Below are 15,391 nucleotides of genomic sequence, written 5' to 3' on the forward strand. Positions count from 1 at the left end.
AAACCCCCGGCCAAGGACCGGGGGTTCGAAAGTGTTGCAGCTGGCTCAGCTGGCCGCGGCAACCGCACGCTTGGTCATCACGCCAACCAGGTGGGCGCGATAGGCCGCCGTGCCGTGCAGATCCGAGATCATGCCATCGGCGGGCACCGACAGGCCGGCCACCGCGTCAGGCGAGAAGTTGGACGACAGCGCCTGTTCCGCCTCGGTCCAGCGGAAGACGCCGTTTTCCGACGCGCCCGTGACCGCCACGCGCACGCCGTCGGCGTATTTGGCCACGTAGACAGCCGTCAGCGCAAAGCGCGATGCAGGCTGTTCGAACTTGGCGTAGCCGGCCGCCTCCGGCACCGGGAAACGGACCGAGGTGATGATCTCACCCTCTTCGAGGGCGGTGGTGAACATGCCCTGGAAATAGTCGTCCGCCGCGATCTCGCGGGTGTTGGTCACGATGGTCGCCCCCGAACCCAGCGCCGCCGCCGGGTAGCAGGCGGAAGGGTCGTTGTTGGCCAGCGACCCGCCGATGGTGCCGCGGTTGCGGACCGCCGGATCCCCGATGCCGCCGGCGAGGCTGGCCAGACCGGGGTAGTGCGCCGCCGCTTCGGCCGCGACGGTGGCATGGGTGGTGCCACCGCCGATGGCCAGGTCGCCGTTGTCCTCGCGGCAGACGCCCTTCAACTCGTCGATGCCGGACAGGCTGACCAGCACGGACGGCATCGCCAGGCGCTGTTTCAGGGTCGGGATCAGGGTCTGGCCGCCGCCAAGAGCCTGCGCCTCGTCCTGGCCCAGGGCCGCAACCGCATCGGCCACGCTGGTGGGCCGTACCATGTCGAATGAATACATCTCATATCCTCCTGTTGATCTCCCCCGGCCCTGGATGCAGGGCCGGGGGCAGGGATTATCCGTTCATCGCCGCCCAGACGCGCGAGGGCGACACGGGCATGTCGATGTGCTCGACCTTGTGACCGCCGGACTGCAGCGCGTCGATGACCGCATTGACGACCGTCGGCGGCGAGCCGATGGCCCCGGCCTCGCCGCAGCCCTTCACACCCAGCGGGTTGTGCGTGCAGGGCGTCTGGCAGGAGTGGTCCACGGTATAGTTCGCCATGTGCGGCAGGTCGTCGGCGCGCGGCATCGCGTAATCCATGTAGGACGCGCTCAGCAGCTGGCCGTTCTCGTCGTAGGCGCAGTTTTCCAACAGCGCCTGGCCGATGCCCTGGGCGATGCCGCCATGCACCTGTCCCTCGACGATCATCGGGTTGATGACGTTGCCGAAATCATCCGCCGAAACGAACTTCTCGATGGTCACTTCGCCGGTCTCGGGGTCAAGCTCGACCTCGCAGGCATAGGCGCCCGCCGGGTAGGTGAAGTTCGAGGGATCGTAGAAGGCGGTTTCCTCCAGCCCCGGCTCGATATCCTCGAGCGGGTAGTTGTGCGGCACATAGGCGGCCAGCGTCACATCCCCCCAGGCCACGGATTTATCCGTGCCCGCAACCGAGAACTGGCCGTCCTTCAGCTCTATGTCCGTTTCCGCGGCTTCGAGCAGGTGGGCGGCGATCTTCTTGGCCTTGTTGATGATCTTTTCCGTCGCGCGGACCATGGCAGAGCCGCAGACCGCGATCGAGCGCGAGCCGTAGGTACCCATGCCGAAGGGGATCTTGCTGGTGTCGCCATGCACGATGTCGACCATCGATTCGTCGATGCCCAGCATTTCCGCGACCACCTGCGGGAAGGCGGTTTCGTGGCCCTGGCCGTGGCTGTGTGCGCCGACCATGACACTGATCGAGCCGGTGGCATTCACCCGCACGGTCGCCGCGTCATACAGACCCGCACGCGCGCCAAGCTGCCCCACAAGGTTCGAGGGCGCGATACCGCAGGCCTCGATGAAGCAGTTGACGCCCAGGCCGCGCAGCTTGCCCTTGGCCTCCGATGCCTTGCGGCGCTCGGGGAAGCCGGGGATGTCCATCAGCTCTTCCATCTTGGCCATCGTGGCCTCGTAGTCCCCGGTGTCATAGGCCACCGCGACGGGTGTCTCGTAAGGGAACTGGGTGATGAAGTTCTGACGACGCAGCGCGATCGGATCGACGCCCAGCTCACGCGCGGCCTTGTCGATCACGCGCTCCAGCTGAAAGGTCGCCTCGGGGCGGCCGGCGCCGCGGTAGGCGTCCACCGGAACCGTGTTGGTAAAGACCGCCTTGACGTTCACCTGCACGGCGGGCGTCTTGTAGTTGCCGGCCATCAGCGTCCCGTGCAGCCAGGTCGGCACCGAGGACGAGAAGGTCGACAGGTAGGCGCCCATGTTGGCATAGGTGTCGGTGCGCACGGCGGTAAAGTTGTTGTCCGCGTCCAGCGCCAGTTCGATCTTGGTGACGTGGTCACGGCCATGCGCGTCCGACATGAACGCCTCGGAGCGCGACGAGGTCCATTTCACCGGGCGATTGATCTGCCGGGCCGCGAAGGTGCAGAAAGCCTCTTCGGCGTAGTGGAAGATCTTGGTGCCGAAACCGCCACCCACGTCGGGCGCCACGACGCGCAGCTTGTGTTCCGGGATGCCCAGGACGAAGGCGCCCATCAGCAGACGGATAACATGCGGGTTCTGCGAGGTGGTGTAGAGCGTCGATTCGTCATTGGCGCGGGAATAGTCGCCCACGGCCACGCGCGGCTCCATCGGGTTGGCCACCAGGCGGTTGTTGACCAGCTCCAGCGTGGTCACATGCGCCGCCTCGGCAAAGGCCTTGTCGGTGGCTTCCGTGTCGGTGCCGAACTGCCAGTCATAGCAGAGGTTGTCCGACAGATCGTCATGCACCTTGGTGGCGCCATCGGCCAGCGCGGCCTTCATGTCGACGACGGCCGGCAGTTCCTCGATGTCCAGCTCGATGGCCTCGGCGGCGGTGCGCGCCTCTTCGAGACTGTCGGCCACGACGGCGGCGACCGGGTCACCGACGTGACGGACCTTGCCCTGGGCCAGAACCGGGTGGGCCGGTTCCTTCATCGGGTCGCCGTTCTTGTCAGTCACCTGCCAACCGCAGGGCAGACCGCCGATCCCCTCGAAATCGGCGCCGGTGAAGATGCGCACGACGCCCGGCATCCTGGATGCCTCTTCGGTGTCGACCTTGTTGATCTTGCCATGCGCCATGTCGGAACGCAGGAAATAGACATAGGCCTGTCCGTGCAGATTGATATCGTCGGTGTAATTGCCGGCGCCGGTCAGAAAGCGGACGTCTTCGCGCCGTTTCTGGCTTGCTCCAATGCCATGATCCTTGGGCATGTGGATTCCTCCCTAAAGTCGATGGGCCGATGACCCACCTTGCGGAAATCGGTTGCGCGGCAGGTCATCCTGCCACGGGGTCAATTCACTCGGCGGCGATGCCCGAAACATCCTGTCCGGATGCGGCCAGGATCGCCTTGACGATGTTGTGGTAGCCGGTGCAGCGGCAGATGTTGCCTTCGAGGTAGTCACGCACCTCGGCCTCGGTCGGTTTGGGGTTCTCTTTGAGCAGCGAAGCCGCCGCCATGACCATGCCCGGGGTGCAGAACCCGCATTGCAGGCCGTGATGGTCCTGGAAGGCCTGCTGGATCACGTTCAGCGAACCGTCCGCGTTGGCCTGGCCCTCGATGGTCGAGACCTCGGCGCCATCCGCTTCGCCCGCGAACATGGTGCAGGCCTTCACGAGGTTGCCGTTGACGTGGATGTTGCATGCGCCGCACTGCGAGGTGTCACAGCCGACATGCGTGCCGGTCAGCCGCAGTTCGTCGCGCAGGAATTCGGTCATCAGCGTGTTGCCCTTGACCGACTTGGTGACGGATTTCCCGTTCACCGTCATCGTTACTTCTGCCATCGCTATCCTCCCTGGATAAAATGTCGTGTCTGGGTATCTCGATGTCGCCGGTTCAGCCCTTCACGAGCCGCTTGAACCAGCCTTTCTTGTGGTTCTCTTCGCCATCCGCGCCGGGTTCCGCGTCGTCCGGATCGGACGGGCCCTCGACCGCGTCCTGGAAGTTCTGGAAAAACTGGTCGGCCATCTTCTTGGCGAAACCGTCGATGATCCGGCTGCCCAGCTGCGCCAGCTTGCCGCCGACCTTGGCCTCGACCTCGTAGCTGAGCAGGGTGCCGCCGTCGGCGGTGTCGGCCAGGTCCACCTTGGCGCCGCCCTTGGCGAACCCGGCGGCGCCGCCCTTGCCTTCGCCGTTCAGCGTGACCGAGTTCGGCTTGTCCATGTCGGCCAGCGTGACCTGGCCCTTGAAGGTCGCCTTCACCGGGCCGACCTTCTGCACCACGGTCGCCTCAAAGCCTTCCTCCGCCGATCCCGTCATCTCGGTGCAACCGGGCACGCAGGCCTTCAGAACCTCGGGATCGAGGATCGCCTGCCATACCACGTCGCGGGGGGCCGCGATCTCGCGGCTGTCACTCATCTGCATCTCTCAACCCTCTTCCTTCTGACGGACGCCCGTGGGCTGCCCCGTTCCCGTGCTCCCTACGGGTCACTCAACGCTCAGGTGGCGTGAAACTCAACCCGTAGCTTTCGAAAATCGCCGCGATGCGCCCATCGTCGAGCGCCGCATAGATCGCATCGTCCACCGCGTAACCTAGCGGACGATAACGGAAATTTACACCCAATCCGATGGTCCACTTGCCCACAGAGAAGCCCGGCAAGGGCGGCTGGTGCACGGCCAGGTCCTCTCTCAGGCCGTATTCCAGCTGGGCCATCGGACCCATCGCCGCCTGCACCTCGCCCGCCGCCAGCGCCGCCATTGCCTCCGCGGTGGTCGGGAATCGCCGGATATTGGCATTCAGTTGACCGCCCGCCAGCGAGGTCAGGTAGAAATCGGCAATCGAGTCGTTTTCCACCGCCACCGTATCAAAGCGGAAATAGGCCGGAACGGGTTTTTCCTCGGGGTAGGCCGCCTTGTCATAGGCTATGGCGATCCCCTCGGTCTGGTACTGGCCGGTAAAGGCCACCTGCTCCACGCGGCAGGTAAAGGCACTGTCATAAGGCACGCGCAGCATCACGTTGGACACGGCACCGCCTACCACCGGCCCCTTCCACAGGTAGTTGCGCAGGTCGGCGTCCAGGTTCTCACCCGCTGACACGAACTTGAAGCGCGGCGCGACACCGAGATCCTCGGCAATCAGGCGCCCGATCTCGATGTCGACACCGCGCGGCTTGCCGTTTTCTTCGAAGGAATAGGGCGGGTAATCCTCGTAGACGGCAAATTCGATCCAGCCGCGCTCCATGATCTGGTCGATGTCCTGACCAACAATGTCGCGACTGGCGTTCTGGGGTTTCGGTTGCGGCACCCAGTCCTCGCAGCGCGCCTCGACGGCGCCCGCGATACCGGCCCAAAGGCCGGCCACCAGGCACAGTTTCAGCAAAGGGCGCGCTGCAATCATGTCAGTGCGCCGCCGACAGGCCGATGGTCAACGCCTCGGCCGCCTTGCGATAGCCCTCGGCGGTGCCGTCGATCAGCGCCGACGCCCGGTAGGCCGCGCTGTCGGCAACGGGCGCGCCGCTGAGCGTCTCGATGCCGGCCGCGATCTCGTCCAGCTTGGCCTTCATGGCATCCGGATCGGCGCCCGAGGCATCCTCGGACCAGGCGGCCAGCTGATCGCGCAGGACCTTCAGCTCGGGCGTCAGTTCCGCCATCTGCTCATCGTCGGGGCGCGCCTCGATATAGGTGCGGATCGCCCAGGCCGCCTTCTGGCCCAGGAGCTCGCCAAAGGCCGGCATCTTGGTGGTGCCGTTCTGGGTGTAACCGTGGATGAACCGTTCCATGTACCATTCGTCGCCGTATTCCTCGGCCTCGAGAAAGCGCAGATCGGGTGCCAGCCCGCCCGAGATCACCTCAAGCCCGTGGCAGCGTGCGCAGTTCTGGTTGTAACCGGATGCGCCGATCTCGACAGCGGTCCAGTAGACCTCGTCTCCCTGGTCGCGGTAGGGGTTCTCGATCAGCCATTCCTCGCCCACATCGGGCAGGGCGTCGGTATTGACGGGCTGCGGGGCAACGTCCCCATGCGACAGCGCCATCGTGGCGCCGAACATCAAGGCCAGGCTCAGTGCAGTGGTCTTGCGGGTCATGTGCGTGTTTCCTCCTCGGTGCGATTGCCCTTTTCTTAGGGGGCCGTCTCGCACCGAAGCTATTGGACCTAAGTCCCAAGCCACGCGGAACCGCGACCAAGGTCCTATTCCGCTGCCAGATACGGTGCCTACTCTCTTGGCAAAGGGAGGATTTCACGATGTTGCTGCGCCTGGCTCTGGCCTTGTGCCTTGGCACGTCGGCTGCTGTTGCCGATGTGTCCGTTACGATTCACTACCTCCGGCAAGAGGTCGAACAGCCCCCCGTCCTGTCCAACCTCGATCCGATTCCCCAAGACCTTGGCCTGAAGGGCGCCGAGCTGGGCCTCGCCGACAATGCCACGACCGGCCGGTTCATGGGTCAGACCTGGGCGCTGGAGGTGACGGAGGTGCCCATCGGCGGCGACCTTGCAGAGGCGGCGCGCGCCGCGCTGGCGACCACCGACCTGATCGTGCTGGACGCCCCCGCCGATGCGGCGCTCGCGCTGGCAGACCTCCCCGAGGCCGCGGGCGCGCTGATCTTCAACAGCACCGCACCCGACGACCGCCTGCGCGGTGCCGACTGCCGGGCAAACCTGCTGCACACCCTGCCCAGCAATGCCATGCGCACCGATGCCCTCGCACAGTTCCTGCTGAGCCGCCGCTGGGACGACCTGGCGATGATCACCGGCACCCACCCGGATGACATCGCCTTCGGCGACGCGATGCGCGCCAGCCTGGCCAAGTTCGGAATGCGCCTGAGCTCGGAAAAGACCTGGGCCTTCGACGCCGACATGCGCCGCAACGCCAGCCAGGAGGTGCCGCTCTTCACTCAGGACCTCAAGGCGCATGACGTCCTGCTGATCGCGGACGAGATCCAGGATTTCGGACGCTACATCGCCTACAATACCTGGACGCCCCGCCCTGTCGCCGGCTCCGAGGGGCTGGTGCCCGTTGCCTGGGCGCCGGTGGTGGAGCAATGGGGCGCGGCACAGCTGCAATCGCGATTCACGGACCTGGCCACGCGCCCGATGCAATCGCGCGACTACGCCGCCTGGGCCGCCGTGCGTGCCATTGGCGAGGCCGTCACCCGCACCGGCGCCGCCGACACCGCAACCCTGCGCGCCTACCTGCTGGGCCCCGACTTCGAACTGGCTGGCTTCAAGGGCCGCCCGCTGTCCTTCCGCGGCTGGAACGGCCAGCTGCGCCAGCCGATCCCTCTGGTCACGCAACGCGCCTTGGTGGCGCAGGCCCCGCTCGAAGGCTTTCTCCACCAGGTCAACGAACTCGACACACTGGGCCGCGACGCCCCCGAATCCGATTGCATGGCGTTCGGAAACTGAGGACCGACATGATGTTTCTTCCCTCTGAAAATACTCGCAAGACCCTCACCGCGGGCCTCGCCGCATGTCTGCTGGGCGCCCCCGTCGCCGCCGAGGAAATCTGGATCACCAACGAAAAGGACGACACGATCAGCGTGATCGACGTCGCCACGCTCGAGGTGGTGCGCACCATCCCGACCGGCGAACGCCCGCGCGGAATCACCTTCAGCCACGACCACAAGGTGGTCTACATCTGCGCCTCGGACAGCGACACGGTGCAGGTCATGGACCCGGCCACCGGCGAGATCCTGTTCGACCTGCCCTCGGGCGAAGATCCGGAACAATTCGTCCTGCACCCGGACAACCGGCATCTCTACATTGCCAACGAGGATGACGCGATCACCACCGTCGTCGACGTGGTGAGCCGCACCGTGGTGGCCCAGATCGACGTGGGCATCGAACCCGAGGGCATGGCCGTTTCGCCCGACGGGCGCTATGCCATCACCACCTCGGAAACCACCAACATGGCGCATTGGATCGACACGGAAACCCGCGAGCTGGTCGCCAACACGCTGGTCGATTCGCGGCCCCGCCACGCGGAATTCGCCGCCGGAGGGACCCAGCTCTGGGTCTCTGCGGAAATCGGCGGCACGGTCAGCATCTTTGACGTTGAGTCGAAGGCCGAACTGGCCAAGATCGACTTTGCCGTCAAGGGCGTGCACCCGGACCGGGTCCAGCCCGTCGGGTTCGAATTCGACGGCGAGGAAAAGACCGCCTTTGTCGCCCTTGGGCCGTCCAACCATGTCGCCGTCGTCAACGCCGAGACATTCGAGGTCGAGAAATACATCCTGGTCGGGCGCCGCGTCTGGCACATGGCCTTCAACAGCGACAAGTCGCTGCTGTTCACCACGAACGGTGTGTCCGGCGACGTGACGGTGATCGACGTGGCCAAGCGAGAGGCGATCAAGACCATCAAGGTGGGCCGCTTCCCCTGGGGGGCCGCGCTGCGCCCGTGACCCGCAGCTTGCGGTTGGTCGCTCCGGCCCGACACGCTAGATTAGTCGCATCGCGGTGGATCCCGTCGCGATGCCGCGAACGGAGGATGCCATGCGCATGACCGTCCTGGCGATCTGCACCGCGATTGCCACGCCCGCCCTGGCCGAGGAAGACCTGGGCACCCTAAACCCGCCCGAGATGGGCATGGACCGGGTGATCGACAACATCCGTCGCGGACAGGCCGACATGACCACCTGCGCCTCTGGCTATCACTTCACCAAGAAGGGCGATCACGCCGACGCACGCGAGATCTTTCGGCTCTGTGCCGAAAAGGGCGGCTACACGGCCGCGATGACCTGGATGGGACAGTTGCAGAATAACGGCCTCGGCGGCGACTATGACCCCGATGCCGCCGCCGAATGGGACCGACGGGCCGCCGAGGCCGGCGATCCGGTGGGCCAGTTCAACTACGGTCTGGCGCTGATCCGCGGGCACGGCGTCGCCCGGGACGAGGCCGCGGGCCGGGCGATGGTGGATCGCGCCGCAAAGGCGGGACTGCCCGTGGCCCGGCGGCTTCAGGGTGCGGACTATGACCTCGACCAGGTCACACCCGACGCGGACAACTGGAAATACGCGCCGCTCTTCTGAACCTGCGCCGGTCATCCCGCAAAGCGCCGGATCGAGGAAGACCCCTTGCGGCCTCGGGTCTCCTCCCTTCGGGGGGCCGGGCGAGCCGAGATGTTCCGTGGCAACTGCCCCACGGCACGCTCGAAGACGGCCCGATGCCCTGCTCCTGACCATGACAAGCCCACGCAGGCGCAGGAATACGATCAATGCAGCGGATAGTATTTGCCGTGATCGGAAGCATCACCACCCGGGACGGCGGCGCGACTTCGGATTGATCCCTGCCCCATCGCGGACCGAAAGCGCGGCCCGCGGCGCCGCCCTTGGTCTTGGTGTCAGCGGGATCTGCGGGACCTTGGCCGACCCTGTGCGGGTCATGTTTCCGGGATCCTGTCAACCGCGCCACGGTCGTACGACCATTGTGCAATACCTCGCCACGCGGCTTCCCTGAATACTGTTGGCGGCGTCCGGGAGAGGGGCGCGTGTATCCACGTCGCCTGGGCGATGAAGGGAGGAAATCTCATGAACCGATTCATTCTGGCAGCCGCTGCCAGCATCCTGCTGACCGGCACAGCCGCCACGGCAGAAGTGACAGAGGCCGACCTGGCCGACGACCAGACCATCACGACGCAGGTCGTGACCAACGGCATGGGCCGCCACCTGCAGCGGTACAGCCCGCTGGACACGCTGAACAAGGACAACGTCAAGTTCCTGCAGGCCGCCTGGGCCTTCAGCTTTGGCGGTGAAAAGCAGCGCGGTCAGGAAGCCCAGCCGATCATCTACGACGGCGTGATGTATGTCACCGGCTCCTATTCGCGGCTTTATGCCATCGACCTGAAGACCGGTCGCGAACTGTGGCAGTACGACGCCCGCCTGCCCGAGGGGATCCTGCCCTGCTGTGACGTGGTCAACCGGGGGGCCGCGATCTATGGCGACATGATCATCTTCGGCACGCTGGACGCGCGCATCGTGGCGCTGAACAAGGACACCGGCGATGTCGTCTGGCGCGACAAGATCGCCGATTACAAGGCCGGCTATTCCTACACTGCCGCGCCGCTGATCGTCGACGGGCTGGTCATCACCGGCAACTCGGGCGGTGAATTCGGTATCGTCGGCACCGTGCAGGCCCGCAACGTCGAGAACGGCGACCTGGTCTGGGAACGTCCCGTGATCGAAGGCCACATGGGCATGCTGAACGGCGAACCCTCGACCATGACCGGAGAGCTGAACGCGACCTGGCCGGGCGACATGTGGAAAACCGGCGGCGGCGCCACCTGGCTGGGCGGCTCTTATGACGCCCGCACCGATACGCTGATCTTTGGCGCGGGCAACCCGGCACCGTGGAACAGCTGGCTGCGCGACGCCGGGCAAAAGAACGACGGTTCGGGCGACAACCTCTATGCCGCAAGCCGCATCGGCATCGACCCCAAGACCGGCGAGATCAAGTGGCACTTCCAGACCACCCCGCGCGAAGGCTGGGATTATGACGGCGTGAACGAAGTGGTCGCCTACAACGACCGCGACGGCAACATGCGCCTCGCCACAGCCGACCGGAACGGCTATTTCTATGTTCTGGACGCCGAAGACGGCGGATTCATCTCGGCCACGCCCTTCGTCAAGGACATCACCTGGGCCAACGGCATCGACGAGAACGGCCGCCCGATCTTCAACGAGGCCAACCGTCCCGGCGATCCCAGCGCGGCCGCAGACGGCAAGAAGGGTGAAGTGATCTTTGCCTCGCCGTCGTTCCTTGGTGGCAAGAACTGGATGCCGATGGCCTTCAGCCAGAAGACCGGCAACTTCTACGTGCCCTCCAACGAATGGGGCATGGATATCTGGAATGAGCCGATCACCTACAAGAAGGGCGCGGCCTACCTGGGTGCAGGATTCACCATCAAGCCGAACTACGAGGATCACATCGGCTCGCTCAAGGCGATCGATCCGGATACCGGCGACCTGGTCTGGGAATACAAGAACGACGCACCGCTTTGGGGTGGCGTGATGACCACCGGCGGCGGCCTTGTCTTCACCGGCACGCCCGAGGGCCTGTTCATCGCACTGGATGACGAGACCGGCGAAGTTCTCTGGGAGTTCCAGACCGGCTCGGGCATCGTGGGCCAACCCGTGACCTGGGAGATGGACGGCGAGCAATATGTCTCGATCGTCTCCGGCTGGGGCGGGGCTGTTCCGCTCTGGGGTGGCGAGGTTGCCAAGAAGGTGAACTACCTCAACCAGGGTGGCACCGTCTGGACCTTCAAGCTGCCCAAGGAACTGGCCAGCCTGCAGTAATCGACCCCTTGGGGTTTGACAGGGGGCGTCCTGCGGGGCGCCCCTTTTTTGTTCGAAACCCTGCGCGCGACTTGTCGCAAAGAACCATGCGTCAGGCCGCACGATCCGCTATTGTTGCGTGGGAAGGAGGTCTTACATGAGCAACGATACCGTGGAAAGCTCCAGCCCGTACGCCTCATCACCCTGTATGGCGCAGGAGATAGCGCCGGATTATTTCGACCCGCTGGCAACGGACCCCGTGCAGAGCAGCGACGTCGCCCGGTGGCGCCGGGCCGAGCGCGGGCGTTTGCGCGCCGCGCGGCAAGCGCTCTCGGTCGATGAACGGCAGCAGGTCGGCCAGGCGCTGTGCCAGCACCTGCAAAAACTGCTTTCAGACCGTTTCGGCGGCGCCCGTGGGCGGGTCGTTTCCGCTTATTGGCCGATCAAGGGGGAACCCGACCTGCGCCCAGTGATGGCGGAACTGCATGACGCCGGTTGCATTGTCGCACTGCCGGTCGTCGAAGAAAAAGCCGCGCCTCTGGCCTTTCGCCGCTGGACACCGGGCTGTGACATGGTGCGCGGGGATTGGAACATCCCGGTTCCCTCGCCGGACGCGGACCGGCTGACACCGGAAATCGCGCTGGCCCCCGTCATGGGCTGGGATGCGGGGTGTTTCCGACTGGGCTATGGCGGCGGCTACTTTGACCGGACACTGGCCGCGCTGACACCCTGCCCCTTTACCGTCGGCATCGGGTTCCAGGGAGCCAAGCTGCGGACGATCTATCCGCAAGCCCACGACATTCCGCTGAACCTGATCCTGACCGAAGACGGCATAGCGGCCGAGCGTTCCGCCTGACCGGGTCGAACGGATGCAACCGTCGCGCGGCTTCTGGACTTCGCCAGCCTGACCGGTCTAGCCTTCGGCCCATTCCCTTTGGCCATATTCGAAAGGCAGTTTGAAATGCGGTGCCATGAAGTTGACTACGAGATTTTCGGCGATGACATGCAGATCGTCGAGGTCGAGCTGGATCCTGCGGAGGTCGTGATCGCCGAGGCCGGGGCCATGAACTACATGGATGACGGGATCGGTTTTGAAACCCGTCTTGGCGATGGCGCCCGCCCGTCCGCCGGGTTCATGGATTCGCTTCTGAACGTCGGCAAGCGCGTCCTGACCGGCGAATCCATCTTCATGACCCATTTCACCAACACCGGTCAGGGCAAGAAACGCGTCGCCTTTGCCGCGCCCTACCCGGGCAAAATCATCCCGGTGAACATGGCCGAAATGGGCGGAGAGCTGATCTGCCAGAAGGACGCCTTTCTCTGCGCGGCCTTCGGAACGACGACCGACATCGCCTTTCAGCGTCGGCTGGGTGCCGGGTTCTTCGGCGGTGAAGGTTTCATCCTGCAGCGTCTGAACGGCGACGGCATGGCCTTTATCCATGTGGGCGGCACCGTCATCCGGCGCGAATTGCAGGCCGGCGAGGTTCTGCGCGTCGATACCGGCTGTCTGGCGGCGATGACCAGCGGCGTCCACTATGACATCGAACGGGCCGGGAACCTGAAGAGCATGGTCTTCGGCGGCGAGGGGATCTTTCTGGCCACCCTGCGCGGCCCGGGAACCGTGTTCCTGCAAAGCCTGCCCTTCTCGCGACTGGCGGACCGCGTTCTGCGCGCCGCGGGTCCCGGCGGCAACAAGGGCGAAGGCTCTGTTCTGGGCGGGCTGGGCGACATGTTCGGCGACAGGTGATCCGCACCTACGGCACCGCCGCCGCATAAAGCGGGACAGCTCAGCCGTAGATGCCCCACCAGCGCAGGGTCTGCACGAAATGGAGGTCGATGGCCTTCATCGCCGCCGCTTCGTCCCCGGCCTCGATCGCTGAAATGATTGCCAGGTGCTCTTCCATCGCCGAGGCGACGCGGTCGGCGAGAAAGGGGCGCGTGTTCTGGATGATAGCGATGCGCGTGCGGTTCTCTGCGTAGCACTGCCGCAGCAGAGGATTGTCGAGTTCCTCGGCAAGCGCGTCGTGCAGGCTGAGGTCGACGTCGATGGCGTCTACCGCCTCTGCGGCGCCGATCCCGGCCCGCGCCCGTGCAAGAAGCGCCTCATGCGCCGCGCGCAGTCCGGACCAGTCACGCCCCTTTTCGCGCGCCAGCAGGCGGCGCGCGCCTTCCTTGTCCAGCGTCGCGCGCATGTCCATGCAGTTGCGCGTGGAGTTGAGGTCCGCCGACATCACCTGGATGCCGCGTTTGGGCAGGATCTCGACCAGACCCTGTGCCTCTGCCCGCTTGACCGCCTCGCGAATCGACGAGATCGGAAACCCCAGAACGCTCACCAGTTGCTGCATCGAATGAAAGCTGCTCGACGGCAGCTCTCCACGTCTCAGCGCATCGATGAGGGCGCCAAAGGCACGTCTGCTCTGCGCTTCACCGCCTGCCTCCGTCATGTTTTCCTCCGCTTTCCCTTATATTTGGCGCCGCTTTCAAAAATTTGCAAACAGACCCTTCTGAAAGCGTTTATGGCATTACACAAAATATTTTAACTAACATGTCAGTTATTGCAACATCAGACGATCCTTGCGCCACGGCGCGCCGCAGGATCGAGGGAGGACCAGACAATGACCGCCGAGAACACCGAAGTGGACGAGACAGAGGCGCCCGGTATCCGGATGCCGCACATCTACGTCATCCTTTTCGTCTTCACGGCCATTGCCGCCGCGCTGACCCATGTCATTCCGGCTGGTCTGTATGACCGGGTGACGCTTGCCAATGGTCGCAGCGCCATCGACCCGACCAGCTACCGCGAGGTTCCGGCCACGCCCGTGGGACTGGAACAGTTCATGCTGGCCGTCCCGAACGGGCTGGTGGATGCCGCCACGGTCGTCTTCTTTACCTTCATCATCGGCGGCACGTTCATGGTGGTGCGCCGGACCGGCCTGATCGACGTGGCGGTGGACAAGCTCGCACGGCGATTTTCCTCGCGCAGCCTGCTGATGTTCCCCGTGCTGATGACGGTCTTTGCCGTCGTGGCCTCGTTGATCGGGACACAGGAACTGGCCCTGGTCTATGTGCCGGTGATCCTGCCGCTGATGATCGCACTGGGGTACGACTCGATCACCGCTGCGGCCACCGCACTATTGGCAACGACAACCGGGTTCACCGCCGGTGTCCTGAACCCGATCAATACCGGACTAGGCCAGACCATTGCCGAACTCCCGCTGTATTCCGGTGCCGGCCTGCGCGCGACGCTCTTTGTCGTTCTTCTGGTCGTGGCCATGCTGCACACGATCCGCTACGCCCGCCGTGTCCGCGCCACCCCCGACGACAGCCTGATGGCCGGGGATTCCCGCGAAGAGACGAAGCGCGGCGCCTACCAGCACGATTTCTCGTCCGAGCCGATGCGCTTTACCCCGCGCCAGTCCTTGGCCGGGCTGGTCACGCTGGGCTTTTTCGCGATCCTCGTCTGGGGCGTGCTGACCCGTGGCTGGTTCATGCTGGAAATGGCGGGCCTGTTTGTCCTGATGGGCATTGCCGTCGGCCTTGTCGCCGGGCTGAACACCTCGCGCATCTGCGATGCCTTCAACGAGGGCTTTCGCGACGTGCTGATGGGCGCGATCATCGTCGGGCTGGCGCGGGCGGTCGCCGTGATGTTCGAGCAGGGGCAGGTGATGGACACGCTGGTGCACGGGCTTGGCGGCCTTGTCGGCAGCTTTCCCGACACGCTTTCGGCGGTGGGCATGTTCCTGTCGCAGCTTGGATTCAACTTTGTCATTCCGTCGGGCAGCGGCCAGGCGCTTGTGACCATGCCGATCATGGCGCCGCTTTCGGACCTGATCGGGGTGACACGGCAGAACGCGGTGCTGGCCTATCAGCTGGGTGACGGACTATCGAACATCTTCTACCCGACTTCCGGCTACTTCATGGCGACACTCGCGCTGGCCGGTGTGGGCTGGGATCGCTGGATCCGATTCTTCCTGCCGCTCTTCGTGACCTGGATCGGCATTGCGATCGCCTTCCTGATCTTTGCCCAGGCGACCAACTGGACCGGTTGAACCGGCACGCCGGACCGACTGACGGCGTGACCCTGGTCACGCCGTCTGCACATCCTCCTAAGACCTTAGCACAGGTGCCGAGGCT

At 64.8% G+C, this 15,391-nt stretch carries 14 protein-coding genes; 7 read left to right on the top strand and 7 right to left on the bottom strand.

Annotated elements, in window-relative coordinates; genetic code table 11:
* Positions 1–45: 45 nt before the first annotated feature.
* From ACQY5B_RS22870 to pedF, 6 genes are all read right to left on the bottom strand, one after another.
* A complete protein-coding gene (locus ACQY5B_RS22870; protein ID WP_420327191.1) occupies positions 46–837 on the bottom strand; it encodes an FAD binding domain-containing protein in 792 nt (263 codons plus the stop codon).
* 55 nt (positions 838–892) lie between these two features.
* Entirely contained in the window at positions 893–3,262 is a 2,370-nt protein-coding gene (locus ACQY5B_RS22875) for a xanthine dehydrogenase family protein molybdopterin-binding subunit (RefSeq protein ID WP_420327190.1), read from the bottom strand.
* Between the two features lie 85 nt (positions 3,263–3,347).
* On the bottom strand, positions 3,348–3,833 hold the full coding sequence (locus tag ACQY5B_RS22880) for a (2Fe-2S)-binding protein (RefSeq protein WP_420327189.1): 486 nt from the start codon (positions 3,831–3,833) through the stop codon (positions 3,348–3,350).
* Positions 3,834–3,885: 52 nt separating this feature from the next.
* Positions 3,886–4,413: an SRPBCC family protein gene (locus ACQY5B_RS22885; protein ID WP_420327188.1), complete on the bottom strand. Its 528-nt coding sequence runs from the start codon at positions 4,411–4,413 to the stop codon at positions 3,886–3,888.
* 67 nt (positions 4,414–4,480) lie between these two features.
* Positions 4,481–5,386: a substrate-binding periplasmic protein gene (locus ACQY5B_RS22890; RefSeq protein WP_420327186.1), complete on the bottom strand. Its 906-nt coding sequence runs from the start codon at positions 5,384–5,386 to the stop codon at positions 4,481–4,483.
* A gap of 1 nt (position 5,387) precedes the next feature.
* Positions 5,388–6,071, bottom strand: a complete 684-nt coding sequence (gene pedF / locus ACQY5B_RS22895) for a cytochrome c-550 PedF (RefSeq protein ID WP_420327184.1) — start codon at positions 6,069–6,071, stop codon at positions 5,388–5,390.
* A 158-nt stretch (positions 6,072–6,229) separates the two neighbouring features.
* Between pedF and ACQY5B_RS22900 the strand changes: the two genes are divergently transcribed.
* The 6 genes from ACQY5B_RS22900 (at position 6,230) to ACQY5B_RS22925 (ending at position 13,004) form a co-directional block, all read left to right on the top strand.
* Positions 6,230–7,390 carry an ABC transporter substrate-binding protein gene (locus ACQY5B_RS22900; RefSeq protein ID WP_420327182.1) on the top strand — a complete coding sequence of 387 codons (1,161 nt, stop codon included), beginning with the start codon at positions 6,230–6,232 and terminating at the stop codon, positions 7,388–7,390.
* Between the two features lie 8 nt (positions 7,391–7,398).
* Entirely contained in the window at positions 7,399–8,385 is a 987-nt protein-coding gene (locus ACQY5B_RS22905; protein ID WP_420327181.1) for a YVTN family beta-propeller repeat protein, read from the top strand.
* Between the two features lie 91 nt (positions 8,386–8,476).
* Positions 8,477–9,013, top strand: a complete 537-nt coding sequence (locus tag ACQY5B_RS22910; RefSeq protein WP_420327180.1) for a tetratricopeptide repeat protein — start codon at positions 8,477–8,479, stop codon at positions 9,011–9,013.
* Between the two features lie 498 nt (positions 9,014–9,511).
* Positions 9,512–11,278 (top strand): PQQ-dependent methanol/ethanol family dehydrogenase, encoded by a 1,767-nt coding sequence (locus ACQY5B_RS22915; protein ID WP_305970102.1) that lies wholly within the window; start codon positions 9,512–9,514, stop codon positions 11,276–11,278.
* A 136-nt stretch (positions 11,279–11,414) separates the two neighbouring features.
* Positions 11,415–12,113 carry a 5-formyltetrahydrofolate cyclo-ligase gene (locus tag ACQY5B_RS22920; RefSeq protein WP_420327179.1) on the top strand — a complete coding sequence of 233 codons (699 nt, stop codon included), beginning with the start codon at positions 11,415–11,417 and terminating at the stop codon, positions 12,111–12,113.
* A 105-nt stretch (positions 12,114–12,218) separates the two neighbouring features.
* Positions 12,219–13,004 (top strand): TIGR00266 family protein, encoded by a 786-nt coding sequence (locus tag ACQY5B_RS22925; protein WP_305970100.1) that lies wholly within the window; start codon positions 12,219–12,221, stop codon positions 13,002–13,004.
* 40 nt (positions 13,005–13,044) lie between these two features.
* On the opposite strand, the gene ACQY5B_RS22930 is transcribed toward ACQY5B_RS22925, so the two are convergent.
* Entirely contained in the window at positions 13,045–13,701 is a 657-nt protein-coding gene (locus ACQY5B_RS22930) for a GntR family transcriptional regulator (protein ID WP_305970099.1), read from the bottom strand.
* A gap of 171 nt (positions 13,702–13,872) precedes the next feature.
* On the opposite strand from ACQY5B_RS22930, the gene ACQY5B_RS22935 reads away from it, so the two are divergent.
* The gene (locus ACQY5B_RS22935) at positions 13,873–15,306 is read left to right on the top strand and encodes a YfcC family protein (protein ID WP_420327177.1); all 1,434 of its coding nucleotides are present in this window, start codon (positions 13,873–13,875) and stop codon (positions 15,304–15,306) included.
* The last annotated feature ends 85 nt before the right edge of the window (positions 15,307–15,391 follow it).

Origin of the sequence: Antarctobacter sp., from assembly GCF_965277915.1 — a bacterium.
GTDB lineage: Bacteria > Pseudomonadota > Alphaproteobacteria > Rhodobacterales > Rhodobacteraceae > Antarctobacter.

Coding starts and splice junctions, on each gene's coding strand:
- ACQY5B_RS22920 (WP_420327179.1), top strand. CDS start 11,415: ATGAGCAACGATACCGTGGAAAGCTCCAGCCCGTACGCCTCATCACCC.
- ACQY5B_RS22915 (WP_305970102.1), top strand. CDS start 9,512: ATGAACCGATTCATTCTGGCAGCCGCTGCCAGCATCCTGCTGACCGGC.
- ACQY5B_RS22930 (WP_305970099.1), bottom strand. CDS start 13,701: ATGACGGAGGCAGGCGGTGAAGCGCAGAGCAGACGTGCCTTTGGCGCC.
- ACQY5B_RS22885 (WP_420327188.1), bottom strand. CDS start 4,413: ATGCAGATGAGTGACAGCCGCGAGATCGCGGCCCCCCGCGACGTGGTA.
- ACQY5B_RS22905 (WP_420327181.1), top strand. CDS start 7,399: ATGATGTTTCTTCCCTCTGAAAATACTCGCAAGACCCTCACCGCGGGC.
- ACQY5B_RS22925 (WP_305970100.1), top strand. CDS start 12,219: ATGCGGTGCCATGAAGTTGACTACGAGATTTTCGGCGATGACATGCAG.
- ACQY5B_RS22890 (WP_420327186.1), bottom strand. CDS start 5,386: ATGATTGCAGCGCGCCCTTTGCTGAAACTGTGCCTGGTGGCCGGCCTT.
- ACQY5B_RS22910 (WP_420327180.1), top strand. CDS start 8,477: ATGCGCATGACCGTCCTGGCGATCTGCACCGCGATTGCCACGCCCGCC.
- ACQY5B_RS22870 (WP_420327191.1), bottom strand. CDS start 837: ATGTATTCATTCGACATGGTACGGCCCACCAGCGTGGCCGATGCGGTT.
- ACQY5B_RS22900 (WP_420327182.1), top strand. CDS start 6,230: ATGTTGCTGCGCCTGGCTCTGGCCTTGTGCCTTGGCACGTCGGCTGCT.
- ACQY5B_RS22880 (WP_420327189.1), bottom strand. CDS start 3,833: ATGGCAGAAGTAACGATGACGGTGAACGGGAAATCCGTCACCAAGTCG.
- pedF (WP_420327184.1), bottom strand. CDS start 6,071: ATGACCCGCAAGACCACTGCACTGAGCCTGGCCTTGATGTTCGGCGCC.
- ACQY5B_RS22875 (WP_420327190.1), bottom strand. CDS start 3,262: ATGCCCAAGGATCATGGCATTGGAGCAAGCCAGAAACGGCGCGAAGAC.
- ACQY5B_RS22935 (WP_420327177.1), top strand. CDS start 13,873: ATGACCGCCGAGAACACCGAAGTGGACGAGACAGAGGCGCCCGGTATC.